Genomic DNA, 16,888 nt, shown 5'->3' on the forward strand with positions numbered 1-16,888 from the left:
TACCTTTCCCGAAATGACAGCCGCAACGCCCAAGGGCGAGCGCCGCCGACAGGCGCTGGTCGAAGCCGCTGCGGGCCTGCTGGTCGACGGCGGCTTCGACGCGGTCCGGCACCGCGCGGTCGCCGAGCGCGCGGGCCTGCCGCTGGCGTCCACCACGTACTACTTCGACTCGCTGGACGAGCTGATCACCGCCGCCCTGGAGTTCCACGGGGGCACCGAGCTGGCCTACGGCAAGGCGCGGCTGGCGGAGCTGGATCCCGCCGAGTGCGGCGGGGACGCGTTCATCGACCTGGTGCTGGACCTGCTGCTGGGGCCGCCCGCGGGCGAGCGTGACGCGGAAGCCGTGCTGCTGCGCTACGAGCGGCTGGTCGCGACCGGTCGGCGACCGTACCTCCGGCCGCTGATGCGCCGGCTCAGCGGGCAGCTGCACGGGCTGCTGGTCGACATCTTCGCCAGATCCGGTCAGCCGGTCGGCCGGGAGCGGGTGGAGGAGCTGATCGCGCTCGTGGACGGCGCGGTGGTGAACGCGCTGATCGAGATCAGCCCCGATCCGCGCGCTGCCGCTCGGCGGATGCTGGCGAAGGCGATGCAGCCCCGCTGACGCCGGTTGCCGGCTTCGGTCCGGGTTCTGGCGGCTGGCCCGTCAACGTGATGCAACCTCGGCTGTTCCTGCCACGTGTAGTGGGTGGAGGGGCCGAGAGGGGTGGGCATGCGCGAGGCCGACGAGCAGGCGTTCCGCGACTTCGCGGTGCGGCAGGCCGCCGCGCTGCGCCGGACGGCGTTCCTGTTCTGCGGCGACTGGCACACGGCCGAGGACCTGATGCAGGCCAGCCTCCTCAAGCTCTACCAGGCCTGGGACCGCGTGGAGTGGCGCGACAACCCGACGGCGTACGCGCGCAAGGTCCTGCTGCGCACGTGGCTGGACGAGAAGCGCAGGCCGTGGCGGCGGGTCGAGCAGCGCGACGGCGAGGTGCCGGACGTGGCGGACTCCTCGGCCGACCCCGAGCTGACGGGCGAGAAGCTGTGGGCCCGCGACCTCGTGCACGCGGCCCTGTTGCGCGTGCCGCCACGGCAGCGCGCGGCGTTGGTGCTGCGGTACTTCGAGGACCTCGCGGTCAGCGAGGTCGCGGTGGCCATGGGCTGCACCGAGGGGACGGTGAAGAGCCAGACGGCACGCGGGCTGGCGGCGTTGCGGGTGGCCGTGGAGGAGTTGGAGGAGGGGGCGGTGGTGGCGTCATGAGCGAGGCGGAACTGAGGGAAAGCCTGCGCGCGGCGGTCGTCGACGAGCCACCGCTGAACTTCGACGCGGACGCCCTGATCCAACGCGCCAAGATGGTGCGGAAAAGACGTCGCGCGCTGGTGGCGGTGGCCGTGGCCACGGTGGCGCTGACGGCGTCGGTGCTGTCGCTGCCCGGTGCGCTGTCCTCGTCGCGTGGGGGCGGGCAGGTCGACGCGCTGGTCCCCGTGCTGACCACGACGACTCCGACGCCGGTGGCGGAGGCGAAGGTGGAGGACCGGGCCGAGTACCTGGCTGCTTATCTGGAGGAACGGTTCGAGCAGGTCGTGCCCGACGTGGCGGAGGTCCGCGCGGAGTTCACGGACACCCGGCTGAAGAAGGCCGCGGGTTATGTGACCGGGTTCGTGTACTTCGTGGACCGGGAAGGCAGCAGTGGTATTTCGGTCCAGTTGAGCAGGCCGCCCATGTTGGTCACTCGGGACGAGTTCTGCGCCGGCGTGAAGTGCGACGCGCCCCGGTACCAGGAGGACGGGAGTTACCTGGAGTTCGCCACGTCCAGCGTTTCCGGGCACGACATGATCACCTACTCGGTCGCCCACTTCCGGGCCGACGGGTCCGTGGTGCAGGTCAGCGGGTACAACTACGACCCCGCCAAGGGCGGGAAGATCCGCGACGAGGTTCCGATAAGTGTGGACCAGATGGTCAGCCTGGCCACCGACCCCAACCTCGCGGCTGACTGATTCCCGAGACCCCCACCCCCACAGGGCGACGGGCGCTGTCCTTCCGCAGTGCCCGTCGCCCGCCCTCACTCCCGACCACCGATCCCTGCCGTTGATGCTTGTGCACGCGCCCGCACAGAGGTGTCTCTTCGTGTTCTCCCCGTATGGCCTGCCCGGAGGGCTACCGCGCTTGGTCGGGGAGTGCAAGCACGCTTTTCGCTTGCGCTCCCCGACCGAGGGTGGTCGTCTTTGACAGGCCATGCGGGGAGAACACGACGCCCTTCCGTTTTTCCTCCCCGGAGGTCTGCCCAGCGGCGAGCGTCGCTTTTGTTTTTAGTCTGCGGGCTAAAAGCGATCGAGATCCAAGTCGCCGACCGATCACGCTGAAAGAAAAAAGAGTCCTCGCCGGACGGGCAGACCGCCAAGGATCCCCCAAAAGCCAAAGCATAAAAGATACGAGCGGTGCTGTGTGTCATCCCCGCATGTCCTGGTCAAAGACAACCGCAGTTGTCCGGGGAATGCAAGCGAAAAGCGTGCTTGCATTCCCCGGACAACTGCGGTTCGCTGCGCGCAGGCCATACGGGGATGACACACAGCAGGGCAGGGGTGTGTGCTGGCGTACGGCTGTGGGCGGGTGGTGGGTGGGGCCGGTTGGCGGGCGGGCTGGGGGTCGGCGGGTGGCGACTATCCTGGCGGGGTGACTAGCAAGCCGCGTATCGCTGACGTTCTCGCAGGTCGTTATGCCTCCGTCGAGTTGGCCACGTTGTGGTCCGCCGAGCACAAGATCGTGTTGGAACGGCAGTTGTGGCTGGCTGTCCTCCGTGCTCAGGCCTCGTTGGGGATCGCTGTCCCGGCTGAGGCGGTGGGCGACTACGAACGGGTCGTGGACCAGGTCGACCTCGGGTCGATCGCGGATCGCGAGCGGGTCACCCGGCACGACGTCAAGGCGCGGATCGAGGAGTTCAACGCGCTGGCGGGGCACGAGCACGTGCACAAGGGGATGACGTCGCGGGACCTGACCGAGAACGTCGAGCAGCTCCAGGTCCTCCGCTCCCTGGAGCTGGTCCGGGGCAAGGTGGCGGCGGTGCTGGGGCGGTTGGCCCGGCTCGCGGCCGAGCACACCGATCTGGTGATCGCGGGGCGCTCGCACAACGTGGCGGCGCAGGCGACGACGTTGGGCAAGAGGTTCGCGTCGGCGGCGGACGAGGTGCTGGTGGCGTTCCACCGGCTCGACGAGTTGATCGGCCGCTACCCGTTGCGCGGCATCAAGGGGCCGGTCGGGACGGCCCAGGACATGTTGGACCTGGTGCAGGGCGACCACGGGAAGCTGGCCGAGCTGGAGCGGACCGTGGCCGGGCACCTGGGGTTCGAGAAGGTGCTGACGAGCGTCGGGCAGGTGTACCCGCGCTCGTTGGACTTCGACGTGGTGTCCTGCCTGGTCCAGCTCGCGGCCGGGCCGTCGAGCCTGGCCAGGACGATCCGGCTGATGGCGGGCCACGAGCTGGTGACCGAGGGCTTCAAGCCCGGCCAGGTCGGGTCGAGCGCCATGCCGCACAAGATGAACACGCGGTCGTGTGAGCGGGTGAACGGGTTCGCCGTCATCCTGCGCGGCTACCTGTCCATGGTCGGCGAACTGGCCGGCGACCAGTGGAACGAAGGCGACGTGTCGTGCTCCGTCGTGCGGCGGGTCGCGCTGCCGGACGCGTTCTTCGCGATGGACGGGCTGCTGGAGACGTTCCTGACGGTGTTGGACGAGTTCGGCGCGTACCCGGCGGTCGTGGCCAAGGAGCTGGACCGGTACCTGCCGTTCCTCGCCACGACGAAGGTGCTGATGGCGGCGGTCCGGCGCGGCGTCGGACGGGAGGCCGCGCACGAGGCGATCAAGGAGAACGCGGTCGCCGTGGCGCTGGCCATGCGGGAGCGGGGATCGGGCAACGACCTGCTGGACCGGTTGGCGGCGGACGAGCGCATCCCGCTGGACCGGGCGGAGTTGCAGGAGCTGCTGGACGACCGCCTGTCGTTCACCGGGGTGGCCGGTCAGCAGGTCGCGGCCGTCGTGGCGCAGGTGGAGGACGTGCTGGCGAAGTACCCGGCCGCGGCGGGGTACGCGCCCGAGCCGATCCTGTAGCCGGCGGCGCTAGGACCGGGCCCAGACGAGCCGGCCCCGCCGGGTCTTCTCGCACACCAGGGGACGACCGGCGGGATCGACGGCGGTCGCGCCCTCCGCCTCGCACGGGAAACCCGGCAGGGCCACGTCGTCCAGTTCGGGACGGGTGGGCTCCACCTGCGTCCGGGTCGGCTGCGCGACCGGCGGCGGCTCCACGGGCGGCGGCGGTGGCGGCGGCGGTTCGGTGGTTGTCCGCACGGGCGGGGGCGGCGTGGTGGGCATCGGGCGCACCGAGATCGACGCCACCGCCGGGACCGACACCGGCACCGGTGACGTCGAGATGCTGGGGATCGGCACCGGGGTCGGTGACGCCTGGGGCTTGCCGCACGCACCCAGCAGCAGGCCCAGTCCGACGCCCGCCAAGGCGAACGCGACGGGCGCCCGGGGTGCCTTCCGAGCCATCACGGGTAGCCAGGGTAGGGGTCGCTCCCCGGATCCCCAAGCGCCGGTCCGCCGGCCGGCCCACCGGCGATCTTGGTCCGGTGCCGGGGCGGGCGGCATCACAGCCGGCCCGCGTCGATGATCCGCCGCAGGAACTGCCTGGTCCGCTCGTGCACCGGGGAGCCCAGCACCTGCTCCGGCGGACCCGACTCGATCACCCGCCCGCCGTCCAGGAAGCACACCCGGTCCGCCACCTGGCGGGCGAAGCCCATCTCGTGGGTGGCCATCAGGATGGTCCGGCCGTGCGCGGCCAGCTCGCGGACCAGGGAGAGCACCTCGCCGACGAGTTCCGGGTCCAGCGCGCTGGTCACCTCGTCCAGCAGCAGGAGCCGCGGCGAGTACGCCAGGGCCCGCGCGATCGCGACGCGCTGCTGCTGACCACCGGAGAGGTTGTCCGGGTAGCTGCCGGCGCGGTCGGCCAGGCCCACCCGCTCCAGGAGTTCCGCGGCCCGCTGTTCGGCGTCCTCGCGCGACACGCCGTGCACCACGCGCGGAGCCAGCGTGATGTTGTCCAGCACGCTCATGTGCGGGAACAGGTTGAACGACTGGAAGACGATGCCCATGCCGCGCCGGGCCACGTCGGCGTCCACCCGCGGGTCCGAGACGTCGACGCCGTCGAGCAGGATCCGGCCGTCGTCCAGGTCCTCCAGCAGGTTCACGCAGCGCAGCAGGGTCGACTTGCCCGAGCCGGACGAGCCGATGAGCGCCACCACCTCGTGCTCGTGCACGTCCAGGTCGACGCCGGCCAGCACGGTCTGCCCGCCGTACCGCTTGACCACGCCCCGGACGCCGAGCACCGGAGAGTCCGTCGTCATCGTCCTCCCTGACGCCGCTCGGCGCGCCGCGACACGGCGTCGGCGAACCGCGCCGAGGGCACCGCGAGCAGCACGAACAGCAGCCCCGCCACCACGTACGGAGTGAAGTTGTAGGACCGGGCCTGCTCGATCTGCGCGGCCCGCACCGCGTCCACCGCACCCAGCACGGAGATCAGGCCGCAGTCCTTCTGCAACGCGACGAAGTCGTTCAGCAGCGCGGGCAGCACCCGCCGCACCGCCTGCGGCAGCACGACCAGCCGCATCGTCTTCTGCGGGTTGAGCCCCAGCGACCGGGCCGCCGCCACCTGGGACGGGTGGACCGATTCGATCCCGGCCCGGAACACCTCGGCCACGTACGCCGTGTAGGCCAGCACCAGCGCGGCACCGCCCAGCACCACGTAGTCGTTGGGCACCCCGGCCAGCCGCAGCGCGGGCAGGCCGAACCCGACCAGGTAGAGCAGGATGATCAACGGCAGGCCGCGGAACAGGTCCACGTACGCCGTGGCCAGCAGCCGCAGCGGGAACCACACCGGGCCCCGCAGCGTGCGCACGGCCGCGACGGCCAGCGCCAGCACGAGGATCAGCGTCCCGCACACCAGCAGCACCCGCAGGTTCAGCCACAGGCCCTCCAGCACGGCCGGCAGCGAGCGCCACGCGACCGCGGGGTCGAAGAACGAGTCCCGCACCCGCGGCCAGCCGGGCGAGCGGGTCACCGTGAAGTAGCCGACTACGGCGAACACCGTGGTCGACAGCAGGGCGACCACGGTGGACCGCCGCGAACGGGAACGCTTGTAGGCCAAGCGTTCCCGCTGCAGCTCGCTGACCGTCACTTCAGCTCGGGAGCGCTGCCCGCCGACGACAGCCATTCCTGCTCGAACTTCGCCAGCGTCCCCATCGAGCGCAGCGCCTCGACGGCGTTGGACACGCACCCGGTCAGCGGGCTGCCCTTGTCCAGCACGATGCCGAACTGCTCGGGCCGGCCGTCGCCGCCGGGGATCTGGCCGATGATCTGGCCGTCCTCCAGCTCGGCGGAGGTGATGAAGAACGCCGTGGGCAGGTCCACCACCAGCGCGTCGATCTGCCCGGCGCGCAGGGCGGCCTTGGCGTCGTCGTTGGTGTTGTAGACGGCCACGTCCTGCTCGGTGGACAGCCGTTCGGCGGCGTCGAACGAGGTGGTGCCGACCTGGGCGCCGATCTTGACCTTCTTCAGGTCGTCCAGGGTCTTCGCGGACGCGGCCTTGGACGACTTGAGCGTGATCACGGCCTGGTCCACGTCGTAGTACGGCGCCGAGAAGTCGACGGCCTGCCTGCGCTCGTCGGTGATGGAGAACTCGTTGATGTCCGCGTCGTAGGTCTTCTTGCCGGGCTGGATGGCCGCGTTGAAGGGCACCCGCGTCCACACCACGTCCGCCTTGGCGTAGCCGAGCTGCTCGGCGACGGCGTAGGCGACGGCGGACTCGAAACCCTTGCCGTTGGTCGGGTCGTCGTCCACGAACCACGGGGAGTAGGCCGGCTGGTCGGTGCCGAAGGTGATCTTGCCGGGCGTCAGGGTCGCCAGCTTGTCCTTCGTGCAGGCGACGCCGTCGACCGCGGTCGGTCCGCTGGGCGGCGGCTGGTCTGCGGGGGCGCAGGAGACCGCGAACAGGGCGGTCACGCTGAGTATCAGTGCGGGTGCGCGCATGGGGGGAATCTTGCCGCAGGTGGGAAGAGCCGCCCATGACCTGGGACAAGTAGGCTTCGGCCGTGCCCAAGCTCGCTGACTACCGGCAGATCGCCGCAGGCAAGGTCCGCCACCTGTACGAGGTGGACGACAAGCTGCTGCTGCTCGTGGCGTCGGACCGGATCTCCGCGTTCGACCACGTGCTGTCCACCGAGATCCCGGACAAGGGCCGCGTGCTCACCGCGATGAGCGTGTTCTGGTTCGAGAGGTTCGCCGACCTGGTGCCCAACCACCTGGTGGCCTGGGACGACGAGCGGATCCCCGGCGAGGTGCGCGGTCGGGCGCTGCTGGTGCGCAAGCTCGACATGGTGCAGGTGGAGTGCGTGGCGCGCGGCTACCTGACCGGTTCGGGGATGGCCGAGTACCGGGAGTCCGGCGAGGTGTGCGGGGTCGCGCTGCCGGCCGGGCTGGTGGAGGCGTCCGAACTGGCGGAGCCGATCTTCACGCCCGCGACCAAGGCCGAGATCGGCCAGCACGACGAGAACGTGTCGTTCGAGTATGTCGAGTCGGCCGTCGGGTCGGACCTGGCGGGACGGTTGCGGGACGCCACGCTCGAGGTCTACCGGGCGGCGCGGGAGTTCGCGCGGTCACGGGGCGTGATCCTGGCGGACACCAAGTTCGAGTTCGGCGTGGACGACTCGGGCGCGCTGGTGCTGGGCGACGAGGTGCTGACGCCGGACTCGTCGCGGTACTGGCCGCTGGACGGGTATCAGGCGGGCCGCGTGCAACCGTCTTTCGACAAACAGTTCGTGCGCGACTGGTTGACGTCCGAATCGTCGGGTTGGCAACGGTCTTCGGACACACCGCCGCCGCCACTGCCGGACGAGGTGATCGCCGCGACCCGCGCCCGGTACGTCGAGGCGTACGAGCGGATCACCGGGCGGTCGTTCGCGGACTGGATCGGCCCCCGGTAGCCCGCGCCTGGCCGGCCGCCGTCGGCTCGGGAGCGCGTCGGCCGCCGTCGGCTCGGGGTTGCGTCGGCCGCCGGTGGTTCGCGTCGGTTGGGCCTCGGCGGCGGTTCGGCACCGGTCCGGGCAGCGGGCCCGCAACAGTTCGCGCGATCGGTTTCGGCATGTCACCTGGTGGTCAGGCCGACGACACGCCGGTGCGGCGCACTGGACGCCATGGTCGCCACACTGCTGGTTTCGCTGTCCGGCATCGGGCCCGGCACGCTGGCCCGGTGCGCCGACCTGGCCGCTGAGCTGGACCGGCGGCAGGTCCCGATGTCCCTGCTGCTCGCCCCGCGCAAGGCGGTGCCCGGCGAGGCGCTGGACTGGGTGCGCGAGCGCGTGCGCGGTCGGGACGTGCTGGTGCTGCACGGCTTCGACCACAGCGCCGACCCGTGCCACCGGCCGGTGTCGCTGCGCAAGCGGGCGGAGTTCTCCGCGTTGCCCGCGCACGAAGCCGGCCTCCGGCTGGTCGCGGCACGGGCCGCGCTGCACCGGCTGGGCCTGGCCACCGACGTGTTCGCGCCGCCGAGTTGGCTGGCGTCACCGGGCACGGTGACCGCGTTGCGCCGGCACCGGTTCGCGGTGTGCGCGGACATGGCGGGCGTGCGCGACCTGCGCACCGGTGACGTCCGGACCGGCCGGGTGCGGATGGTCGGCGAGCACTGGAGCCACCTGCTCAGCACCGGCCGGGCGGCTCGACGCGGTGGGCTGGTGCGGATCGGCGTGGACGCCGCCGACCTGGACCGGACCGGGGTGCGGGACGTGCTGCTGGAGTCCGTGGACCTGGCCCTGCACCACGACGCCGCTCCCGCGACCTACAGCTCGGCGGACTCGCCGCGCGGCAGCACCCTCAGCTCGACGCCCTCGGGCGCGGTGCCGGCCAGGACGCGGTAGTACAGGTCGGTCCGGGCCAAAATCGCCTCGTGGATCGGCACGGCGATCCGCGGGCTGACGGCGGCCAGGAAGTCGGCGGCGTCGGAGAGCTTCATCCACGGCGCGGCGGTGGGCAGCGCGAGGACGTCCACCCGCTGCTCGGGCACGGTCAGCGAGTCGCCGGGGTGGTAGAACGCGCCGTGGTCGACCAGGTAGCCGACGTTGGCCGGCACTTCGACGGCCGGGTGGATCTGCTCGTGCGGGGCGTCCACCACGTGCACGCGCGCGCCGGCGATCTCCAGCACGTCACCGGGCCGGGCGGGGGTCGCGCCGTCGAGTTCGTCCGCCGCGAAAAGGTCTGCCCGCGGATTGTCCGCCAGCAGATCGGGCAGGCGATCCGGGTCCAGATGATCGGGGTGTCGATGGGTGATCAGCACCGCGTCGAGCCCGGTCACCTCCTCGAAACCGGTCGACCACGCGCCCGGGTCGAACAGCAGCCGGGCGGTCCCGGTGTCCACCAGCACGCAGGAGTGTCCGAAGTGGACGATCCGCATCTTTGTCCTCCTCATTGTCCGAATACCGACGTTCGGCGGCAGACACGGTCGAGTGACGTCCGACAGTCTCACTAGTGGTAACCGTCCCTGCTCACAACGTGAGGTGAACCAGTGCGGAGCACCCTGCGCCTCCTCGCTGCCGCCCTGCTCGTTGTACCCGTCTTCACGGGAACCGCAAATGCGGTCGACACCGAGCCCGTCCCGATCCACTTCGAGCAGACCCAGAAGGTCGGCGAGGACGAGGTCGTGTCGACCGTCCTCGGCGGCAAGACCACGTCGACGACCGTCGACCGGCCCGGCTCGTGGTACGTGAAGACGCACTTCACCGGCCTGCGGCTGATCGCGGGCGACGTGCTCACCGTGTCGAACCCCGCCGGCACGGAGACCTACCGCTACACGTCCGACGTCCGCGCGTCGGGCACCGCGTCGCCCGACGCCACCGGCTTCTGGGCGATGTCCGTCACCGGCGACCGCGCGGTGGTGTCGTTGACCGGCCGCGACGGCGGCCGGGCGCACCCCGCGTCCCGGGTGAGGATCGACAAGATCACCCGTGGCTACACGGAGTCCGAACTCGCCGCAGCGGCGGAAATCGCGCCGAAGAGCATCTGCGGCACGAACGACTACAAGGACGCCGTCTGCTACCAGTCCAGCAACCCCACCGAGTTCGGCCGCACGAAGGCGGTGGCCAAGCTGCTGCGCAACGGCGGATCGCTGTGCACGGCGTGGCGTGTCGGGCCGAACAACAAGATGCTGACCAACAACCACTGCTTCACCAGCGGCACCGGCATCGAGGTGTGGTTCAACTACCAGTGCACGACCTGCGGCAGCACCACGTCCGCCGCGGTCACCAAGGTGCTGGTCTCGTCGGTCCTCAAGACCAACGCGGCGCTGGACTACACGCTGTTCAGCGTTACCAACTTCTCGACCATCACCTCGTTCGGCTACCTGGAGCTCGACGCCCGCGTCCCGGCCGTCGGCGAGGAGATGTACGTCGTCGGCCACCCGGCCGGGAAGCTGAAGAAGCTGTCCCTGCGCGACGACCGGAACGCCGGCGGCTACTGCAAGGTGTCCGCCGTCCGCGTGCCGGGCGACTCCGCCCAGTCCGACATCGCCTACCAGTGCGACACCGAGGGCGGCTCGTCCGGTTCCCCGGTGCTGTCGCGGCAGACGCACAAGGTGATCGGCCTGCACCACTGGGGCGGCTGCCCGAACCAGGGCGTGCGGATCGACCTGATCGCCGCCCAGATCACCCCACTGCTGTGAGCAGGGCGTCCTCGTCCTCCGCCGGGAGGCCGGCGCGGCGCTGACGATCCAGGCCGAGGCCGCGTTCGTACTCCAACGAGTCGACCGCGGTCTCGGCCGTCGGCCTGGTCCGCAGGCCCGCGGCGAGCGCGCGCCCCGCGTCCCGCAACATCAGGGCGCGGTGCGAGGCGGGCAGCCACAGCGGGAGGCTGCGCGGTCCGGACCACGGCGCGATCTCGTGCTCCTGGAGGACCTCCACCGGGATGCGGACGAGTTCCGTGCCCTGCGGCGCGACCGCCCCGGCGATCTCACCGAGCACCAGGCTCAACGGATCGGCCGGCCCGATGGCGTCGAACGTGCCGTTGGTCCGGTTCTCCGCGCAGTCCACGACCCAGTCGGCCAGGTCGCGCGCGTCGACGTGCTGGGCGGGCTGGCCGGGCACGTCCGGGACCGCGACCCGTCCCCCGCGCGAGAGCCGGTTCGGCCAATATCCGAACCGGTCACTCTTGTCACCCGGACCGGTGATCAACCCGGCGCGGACGATGAACGCGTCGTCGCCCCGGACGTCCCGGACCGCGTTCTCACTGGCCACCTTCACCGAGCCGTAGCGCTCGGACGTCGTGGGCGCGTCCGGATCGTCCTCCAGCGGTGGCAACGTGGCACTGCTGCCCGGCGTGGCGTGGTCGGCGTAGACCGAGCAGCTGGAGATGAACGTCCAGTGCCCGGCTCTCAGGTCGCGCAGCGCGTCCCGGACCCAGGTCACCGACATGGTGGCGAGGTCGACCACGGCGTCGAAGCTCTCCCCGGCCAACTGCCCCAGTCCCTGGTTCCGGTCGACCACGACGTGCGCGGCCCCGGCGGGGACCGGCCCGGACTCCCCGCGCGCCGCGCAGATCACCTCGTGCCCCCGCCGCACCGCCTCGGCGGCGACCGCCCTGCCCAGGAAGGCCGTCCCGCCCAGCACCAGCATCCTCATGATCCCCACCCTCCGGCCCCGCGCTCGTCGCCGCCAGTTCATCCGCCGACGGCGAACAGGGCCCGCCCACGCGGAATCGGGTGAACCTGTGCCGCCCGCCACCTGTGAAGTTGATGAACACCCAGCTCAGGTAGGCTCTGCCAGTACCGCCAGCCACCTCCTACCAGGGAGCAGCCTGTCGTGGCCCGAGTCGTCGTCGACGTCATGCCGAAGCCCGAAATCCTCGACCCGCAAGGACAGGCGGTGGCCAATGCGCTGCCCCGCCTTGGTTTCGACGGAATCACCAGTGTCCGCCAGGGCAAGCACTTCGAGTTGGAGGTCGCCGACGACGTCGACGACGCCGCGCTCGCCAAGATCGCCGAAACCTTCCTCGCCAACCCCGTGATCGAGGACTGGGTCGTCACCCGGATCGACGCATGAGGGTCGGGGTCATCACGTTCCCCGGCACGCTGGACGACGTCGACGCCGCCCGTGCCGTCCGCCACGCCGACGGCGAGGCCGTCGCCCTCTGGCACGCCGATCACGACCTCAAGAACGTCGACGCGGTGATCGTGCCCGGCGGGTTCTCCTACGGGGACTACCTGCGGGCCGGCGCCATCGCGCGGTTCGCGCCGGTCATGCGGGAAGTGGTCGAGGCGGCCGGGAAGGGGATGCCGGTCCTCGGCATCTGCAACGGGTTCCAGGTCCTCTGCGAGGCCCACCTGCTGCCCGGCGCCCTGACCCGCAACGACAGGCTGCACTTCGTGTGCCGGGACCAGTGGCTCCGGGTGGAGAACAACGAGACCGCCTGGACCAGCCGGTACGACCGGAACGCCGAGATCCTCGTCCCGCTGAAGTCCGGCGAGGGCGGCTACCAGGCCGACGAGAGCACCCTCGCCGAGCTGGAGGGCGAGGGCCGGGTGGTCTTCCGCTACGTCGGCGGCAACCCGAACGGCTCCCGCAACGAGATCGCGGGCATCACCAGCGCGAACGGTCGGATCGTCGGCCTGATGCCGCACCCGGAGCACGCGATCGACGCCCTCACCGGCCCGACCGACGACGGCCTGGGCATCTTCCTCTCCCTGCTGGACGCGGTGGTGAGCGCATGACCCTGGACACCGTCAAGAACGCCGAGACGACGCCCGACCAGGAGCAGCCCTACAAGGAGCTGGGCCTCAAGGACGACGAGTACACCCGCATCCGGGAGATCCTCGGCCGCCGCCCCACCGACGCCGAGCTGGCCATGTACTCGGTGATGTGGAGCGAGCACTGCTCCTACAAGTCGTCCAAGGTGCACCTGAAGTACTTCAGCGACACCACCACGGACGAGATGCGCGCCAAGATGCTCGCGGGCATCGGCGAGAACGCCGGCGTCGTGGACATCGGCGACGGCTGGGCGATCACGTTCAAGGCCGAGAGCCACAACCACCCGTCGTACGTCGAGCCGTACCAGGGCGCGGCGACCGGCGTCGGCGGCATCGTGCGGGACATCCTCGCGATGGGCGCGCGACCGCTGGCCGTGATGGACCCGCTGCGGTTCGGGCCGGCCGACGCGCCGGACACCCGCCGGGTGCTGCCGGGGATCGTGGCCGGCGTCGGTGGCTACGGCAACTGCCTGGGCCTGCCGAACATCGGCGGCGAGGTCGTCTTCGACGCCACCTACGCGGGCAACCCGCTGGTGAACGCGCTGTGCGTGGGCGCGATGCGGGTCGAGGACCTGCACCTGGCGCACGCCAGCGGCACCGGCAACAAGATCATCCTGTACGGCGCGCGCACCGGGCTCGACGGGATCGGCGGCGTCAGCGTGCTGGCGTCGGAGACCTTCGACGACACGGCGGGCAAGCGCAAGAAGCTGCCCAGCGTCCAGGTCGGCGACCCGTTCACCGAGAAGGTGCTCATCGAGTGCTCGCTGGAGCTGTTCCGCGAGCGCCTCGTGGTCGGCATCCAGGACCTCGGCGGCGCGGGCCTGTCCTGCGCGACCAGCGAGCTGGCCAGCGCCGGCGACGGCGGCATGCGGGTCCACCTCGACCGCGTCCCGCTGCGCGCCACCGGCATGACGCCGGCCGAGGTGCTGTCCAGCGAGTCGCAGGAGCGCATGTGCGCGGTCGTGCGGCCGGAGGACGTGGACGCGTTCATGGCGGTCTGCGCCAAGTGGGACGTCATCGCGACCGAGATCGGCGAGGTCACCGAAGGCGACCGGCTGGTCATCACCTGGCACGACGAGGTCGTGGTGGACGTCCCGCCGCGCACCGTCGCGCACGAGGGCCCGGTCTACCACCGGCCGATCGAGCGCCCGGCCGACCAGGACCGGCTCCGGGCCGACACCCCGGACGCGCTGCCCAGGCCCGCCCGCGAGGACCTGCTGGAGCTGGTCAAGACCATGGCCGCGTCGCCGAACCTGGCGTCCAGGCGGTGGGTCACCCAGCAGTACGACCGGTACGTGCGCGGCGGCACGGTGCTCGCGCAGCCCGCCGACGCCGGCATGATCCGGATCGACGAGTCGACCAACCGGGGCGTCGCGCTGTCCACGGACTGCAACGGCCGCTACACCCGGCTCGACCCGTACGCCGGGGCGCAGCTGGCGCTGGCCGAGGCGTACCGGAACGTGGCCACCAGCGGTGCGACCCCGGTGGCCGTGACGAACTGCCTGAACTTCGGCTCGCCCGAGGACCCCGGCGTGATGTGGCAGTTCGAGCAGGCCGTGAAGGGCCTCGCGGACGGCTGCGTCGAGCTGGGCATCCCGGTGACCGGCGGCAACGTCTCGTTCTACAACCAGACCGGTGCGACGGCGATCCTGCCGACCCCGGTGGTCGGCGTGCTCGGCGTGATCGACGACGTGCGCCGCCGCATCCCGACCGGCATCGGGGCGGAGGCGGGCGAGACGCTGGTCCTGCTCGGCGAGACCCGGCCCGAGTTCGGCGGTTCGGAGTGGGCGCACGTGGTGCACGGCCACCTGGGCGGCCTGCCGCCGGAGGTCGACCTGGCCCGGGAGAAGCTGCTGGGCGAGGTCCTGGTGGCCGGGTCGCGGGACGGCATGCTGTCCGCCGCGCACGACCTGGCCGAGGGCGGCCTGGCGCAGGCGCTGGTGGAGACCTGCCTGATCGGCGAGACCGGGGCGCGGGTGTTCCTGGAGGGCGACCTGTTCACCGAGCTGTTCAGCGAGTCCGCCGGCCGGGTGCTGGTGGCCCTGCCGCGCACCGAGGAACTGCGGTTCACCGACATGTGCACGGCGCGCGGCCTGCCGTGGCGCAAGGTCGGCGTGGTGGACCCGGAGTCCGACTCGCTGGAGGTCCAGGACCTGGGCCGGCTCGACCTGGCCGAGCTGCGGGCCGCCTGGGAGGGCACCCTCCCGGCCCTGTTCGACTGACGCGGGACCGACCGCGGAGGGTGGTTGGAGAGCCCGCGGAGTGCTCTCCAACCACCCTCGTTCCGCGGGCGGAACGCCTGGTGCCGGTCACCGTGCCGGTCACCGTCAGCCGTTCGCCAGGGCCTGCAGGCGGTCGTAGGCGCCGTTGAACGAGTTCTGGTCGATCGGCGAGGACGTGTACTGCCAGAACGTGTGGAAGCCCCACGCGTAGGGCAGGGCACCGACGCTCGACGCGTAGCGCGCGACCCACAGCGGGTTGGTGGAGCTGAAGTCGCCCGCCGCGCACTGGTTCCACCAGCTCGTGGACGTGTAGATCACCGGCCAGCGGCCGGTGCGGGCCTGGTAGCGGTCGCTGAAGTCCTTGACCCACGCCACCATCGCGCCCGGGGACAGCCCGTAGCAGGTGGAGCCGTACGGGTTGTACTCCATGTCGAGCGCGCCGGGCAGCGTCCTCCCGTCGCCCGACCAGCCACCGCCGTTGTCGACGAAGAAGTCGGCCTGGGCGGTGCCGGACGACCGGTCCGGCAGCGCGAAGTGGTACGCGCCGCGGATCATGCCGATGTTGTAGGAACCGTTGTACTGCTGGGCGAAGTACGGGTTCCGGTACGTGGTGCTCTCGGTCGCCTTGACGTAGGCGAATCGCTTGCCCTGGCCCCACCAGTAGGCCCAGTCGACGTTGCCCTGGTGGCCGCTGACGTCGATGCCGTAGACCACGGCCTGGGCGTCGGGGTCGGGGTTGATCACCACCTGCGGGTCGCCTCGCCCCTCGTGCTTGGCGATCTGCGAGCCCATGGCGTGGTCTTCGCCGTGGGCTTGCCCGGGCGCCGCGTGAACGGGGGTGAAACCGCTGATCAGGACCATGACGGCGGTGGTGAGGAGGGTGGTCGCGCCGGTCGGGATTCTCATCGCGAGTACCTTTCGAGCCAGTGCAGGGGGGTGACTCGTTGGGCAGTGTGCCGCTGTCTTAACCGAATAGCCATAGTTCGTGTTAATTGGTCACGAAAACGGACTAACCCGGCCTACCCCAGGGCGACCCCGCGCAACTGCTCCGAGTCGCCGTTGAACAGGTTCTGGTCGCCGGGGAACAGCCCGGCCGCCTGCCACTGCCAGATGGCGTGGCGGTCCCACCCGTTCGGCAGCGGTCCGAGCTGGTCGTTGTAGTGCGCCACCCACAACGGGTTCGTGGCGCCGAAGGTCACCGTCTTGCCCACGCACAGGTTCCACCAACTCGTCGACGTGTAGATGGTCGGGTGTCGCCCGGTCCGCTGGACCAGCCGATCGCTGAACGCCTTCACCCAACCCCCCATCGCCTCCTGGCTCAACCCGTAACACGTGTCGCCGTAAGGGTTGTATTCCAGGTCCACCGCGCCGGGCAGCGTCTTTCCATCCGGCGACCACCCCGCTCCGTTGTCCGCGAAGAAATCCGCCTGCGCAGCGCCGTCGGAACGGTCCGGCAGGGCGAAGTGGTACGCCCCCCGGACCATTCCGACGCGGTAGGAACCGTCGTACTGCTGGCCGAAGTTCGGGTTGCGGTACCCGGTCCCCTCGGTGGCCTTCACGTAGGCGAACCGCGCGCCGTCGGCCCAGGCCCGGTCCCAGTCCACGTCGCCCTGGTGGCTGCTCACGTCCATGCCCGGCACGGCGCCGTTCTGGCGGGGCCGGGACGCGCCGGAGCGTCCCCGGCCCTCGTGCTTGGCGATCTGCGAGCCCGCGTAGTGCTCCGCGGACCCCTCGGGCAGCACCCGGTCGGGCACGGCGTGCGCGGCCGGGGCGAGCGCCAGCGTGATCGCCACCGCGCCGAGCCGCGCGGTCCAGGTGCGGAGACGGGCCGCCATCGACACCCCCGTG

At 71.1% G+C, this 16,888-nt stretch carries 18 protein-coding genes; 10 read left to right on the forward strand and 8 right to left on the reverse strand.

Annotated features, from left to right (window positions below; genetic code table 11):
- Window positions 1–13: 13 nt before the first annotated feature.
- The 4 genes from FHS29_RS05470 (at window position 14) to purB (ending at window position 4,084) form a co-directional block, all read left to right on the forward strand.
- The gene (locus FHS29_RS05470) at window positions 14–601 is read left to right on the forward strand and encodes a TetR/AcrR family transcriptional regulator (RefSeq protein ID WP_184688902.1); all 588 of its coding nucleotides are present in this window, start codon (window positions 14–16) and stop codon (window positions 599–601) included.
- A 108-nt stretch (window positions 602–709) separates the two neighbouring features.
- Window positions 710–1,240 (forward strand): RNA polymerase sigma factor, encoded by a 531-nt coding sequence (locus FHS29_RS05475; protein WP_184688904.1) that lies wholly within the window; start codon window positions 710–712, stop codon window positions 1,238–1,240.
- Window positions 1,237–1,977, forward strand: a complete 741-nt coding sequence (locus FHS29_RS05480; protein ID WP_184688905.1) for a hypothetical protein — start codon at window positions 1,237–1,239, stop codon at window positions 1,975–1,977. The genes FHS29_RS05475 and FHS29_RS05480 overlap by 4 nt, the downstream gene beginning before the upstream one ends.
- A gap of 676 nt (window positions 1,978–2,653) precedes the next feature.
- Complete coding sequence (gene purB, locus FHS29_RS05485; protein WP_184688907.1) at window positions 2,654–4,084, forward strand: adenylosuccinate lyase; 1,431 nt, start codon at window positions 2,654–2,656, stop codon at window positions 4,082–4,084.
- Window positions 4,085–4,093: 9 nt separating this feature from the next.
- Here purB and FHS29_RS05490 read toward each other — a convergent pair whose 3' ends face one another.
- The 4 genes from FHS29_RS05490 to FHS29_RS05505 form a co-directional block, all read right to left on the reverse strand.
- Window positions 4,094–4,528 (reverse strand): hypothetical protein, encoded by a 435-nt coding sequence (locus FHS29_RS05490; protein WP_184688909.1) that lies wholly within the window; start codon window positions 4,526–4,528, stop codon window positions 4,094–4,096.
- 95 nt (window positions 4,529–4,623) lie between these two features.
- Entirely contained in the window at window positions 4,624–5,379 is a 756-nt protein-coding gene (locus FHS29_RS05495) for an amino acid ABC transporter ATP-binding protein (RefSeq protein ID WP_184688910.1), read from the reverse strand.
- On the reverse strand, window positions 5,376–6,209 hold the full coding sequence (locus FHS29_RS05500; RefSeq protein WP_312864767.1) for an amino acid ABC transporter permease: 834 nt from the start codon (window positions 6,207–6,209) through the stop codon (window positions 5,376–5,378). Before FHS29_RS05500 ends, FHS29_RS05495 begins: the two co-directional genes overlap by 4 nt.
- Window positions 6,206–7,060, reverse strand: a complete 855-nt coding sequence (locus tag FHS29_RS05505; RefSeq protein WP_184688913.1) for an ABC transporter substrate-binding protein — start codon at window positions 7,058–7,060, stop codon at window positions 6,206–6,208. Before FHS29_RS05505 ends, FHS29_RS05500 begins: the two co-directional genes overlap by 4 nt.
- 62 nt (window positions 7,061–7,122) lie before the next feature.
- Here FHS29_RS05505 and FHS29_RS05510 point away from each other — a divergent pair, with 62 nt between their 5' ends.
- Both FHS29_RS05510 and FHS29_RS05515 read left to right on the forward strand, forming a co-directional pair.
- The gene (locus FHS29_RS05510) at window positions 7,123–8,013 is read left to right on the forward strand and encodes a phosphoribosylaminoimidazolesuccinocarboxamide synthase (protein ID WP_184688915.1); all 891 of its coding nucleotides are present in this window, start codon (window positions 7,123–7,125) and stop codon (window positions 8,011–8,013) included.
- 210 nt (window positions 8,014–8,223) lie between these two features.
- Entirely contained in the window at window positions 8,224–8,943 is a 720-nt protein-coding gene (locus tag FHS29_RS05515) for a DUF2334 domain-containing protein (protein WP_184688916.1), read from the forward strand.
- On the opposite strand, the gene FHS29_RS05520 is transcribed toward FHS29_RS05515, so the two are convergent.
- Window positions 8,865–9,476, reverse strand: a complete 612-nt coding sequence (locus FHS29_RS05520) for an MBL fold metallo-hydrolase (protein ID WP_184688918.1) — start codon at window positions 9,474–9,476, stop codon at window positions 8,865–8,867. The two genes, FHS29_RS05515 and FHS29_RS05520, sit on opposite strands and share 79 nt — an antisense overlap.
- 111 nt (window positions 9,477–9,587) lie before the next feature.
- Here FHS29_RS05520 and FHS29_RS05525 point away from each other — a divergent pair, with 111 nt between their 5' ends.
- On the forward strand, window positions 9,588–10,739 hold the full coding sequence (locus tag FHS29_RS05525; protein ID WP_184688919.1) for a trypsin-like serine peptidase: 1,152 nt from the start codon (window positions 9,588–9,590) through the stop codon (window positions 10,737–10,739).
- Here FHS29_RS05525 and FHS29_RS05530 read toward each other — a convergent pair.
- Window positions 10,723–11,694: an NAD-dependent epimerase/dehydratase family protein gene (locus FHS29_RS05530; protein ID WP_184688921.1), complete on the reverse strand. Its 972-nt coding sequence runs from the start codon at window positions 11,692–11,694 to the stop codon at window positions 10,723–10,725. The genes FHS29_RS05525 and FHS29_RS05530 overlap by 17 nt on opposite strands.
- Before the next feature lie 180 nt (window positions 11,695–11,874).
- On the opposite strand from FHS29_RS05530, the gene purS reads away from it, so the two are divergent.
- From purS to purL, 3 genes are read left to right on the forward strand one after another with little or no spacing between them, the layout of a single operon-like run.
- Window positions 11,875–12,114, forward strand: a complete 240-nt coding sequence (purS, locus tag FHS29_RS05535; protein WP_184688923.1) for a phosphoribosylformylglycinamidine synthase subunit PurS — start codon at window positions 11,875–11,877, stop codon at window positions 12,112–12,114.
- The gene (gene purQ / locus FHS29_RS05540) at window positions 12,111–12,782 is read left to right on the forward strand and encodes a phosphoribosylformylglycinamidine synthase subunit PurQ (protein WP_184688924.1); all 672 of its coding nucleotides are present in this window, start codon (window positions 12,111–12,113) and stop codon (window positions 12,780–12,782) included. The genes purS and purQ overlap by 4 nt, the downstream gene beginning before the upstream one ends.
- A complete protein-coding gene (purL, locus tag FHS29_RS05545) occupies window positions 12,779–15,040 on the forward strand; it encodes a phosphoribosylformylglycinamidine synthase subunit PurL (RefSeq protein WP_184688926.1) in 2,262 nt (753 codons plus the stop codon). The genes purQ and purL overlap by 4 nt, the downstream gene beginning before the upstream one ends.
- 105 nt (window positions 15,041–15,145) lie before the next feature.
- Here the strand turns inward: purL and FHS29_RS05550 are convergent, their stop codons facing one another.
- Window positions 15,146–15,946: a lysozyme gene (locus FHS29_RS05550; RefSeq protein WP_184688927.1), complete on the reverse strand. Its 801-nt coding sequence runs from the start codon at window positions 15,944–15,946 to the stop codon at window positions 15,146–15,148.
- Window positions 15,947–16,059: 113 nt separating this feature from the next.
- Window positions 16,060–16,875 (reverse strand): lysozyme, encoded by an 816-nt coding sequence (locus FHS29_RS05555; protein ID WP_184688929.1) that lies wholly within the window; start codon window positions 16,873–16,875, stop codon window positions 16,060–16,062.
- Window positions 16,876–16,888: the final 13 nt, after the last annotated feature.

The sequence above is a fragment of the Saccharothrix tamanrassetensis genome (assembly GCF_014203665.1).
GTDB classification, from domain to species: domain Bacteria; phylum Actinomycetota; class Actinomycetes; order Mycobacteriales; family Pseudonocardiaceae; genus Actinosynnema; species Actinosynnema tamanrassetense.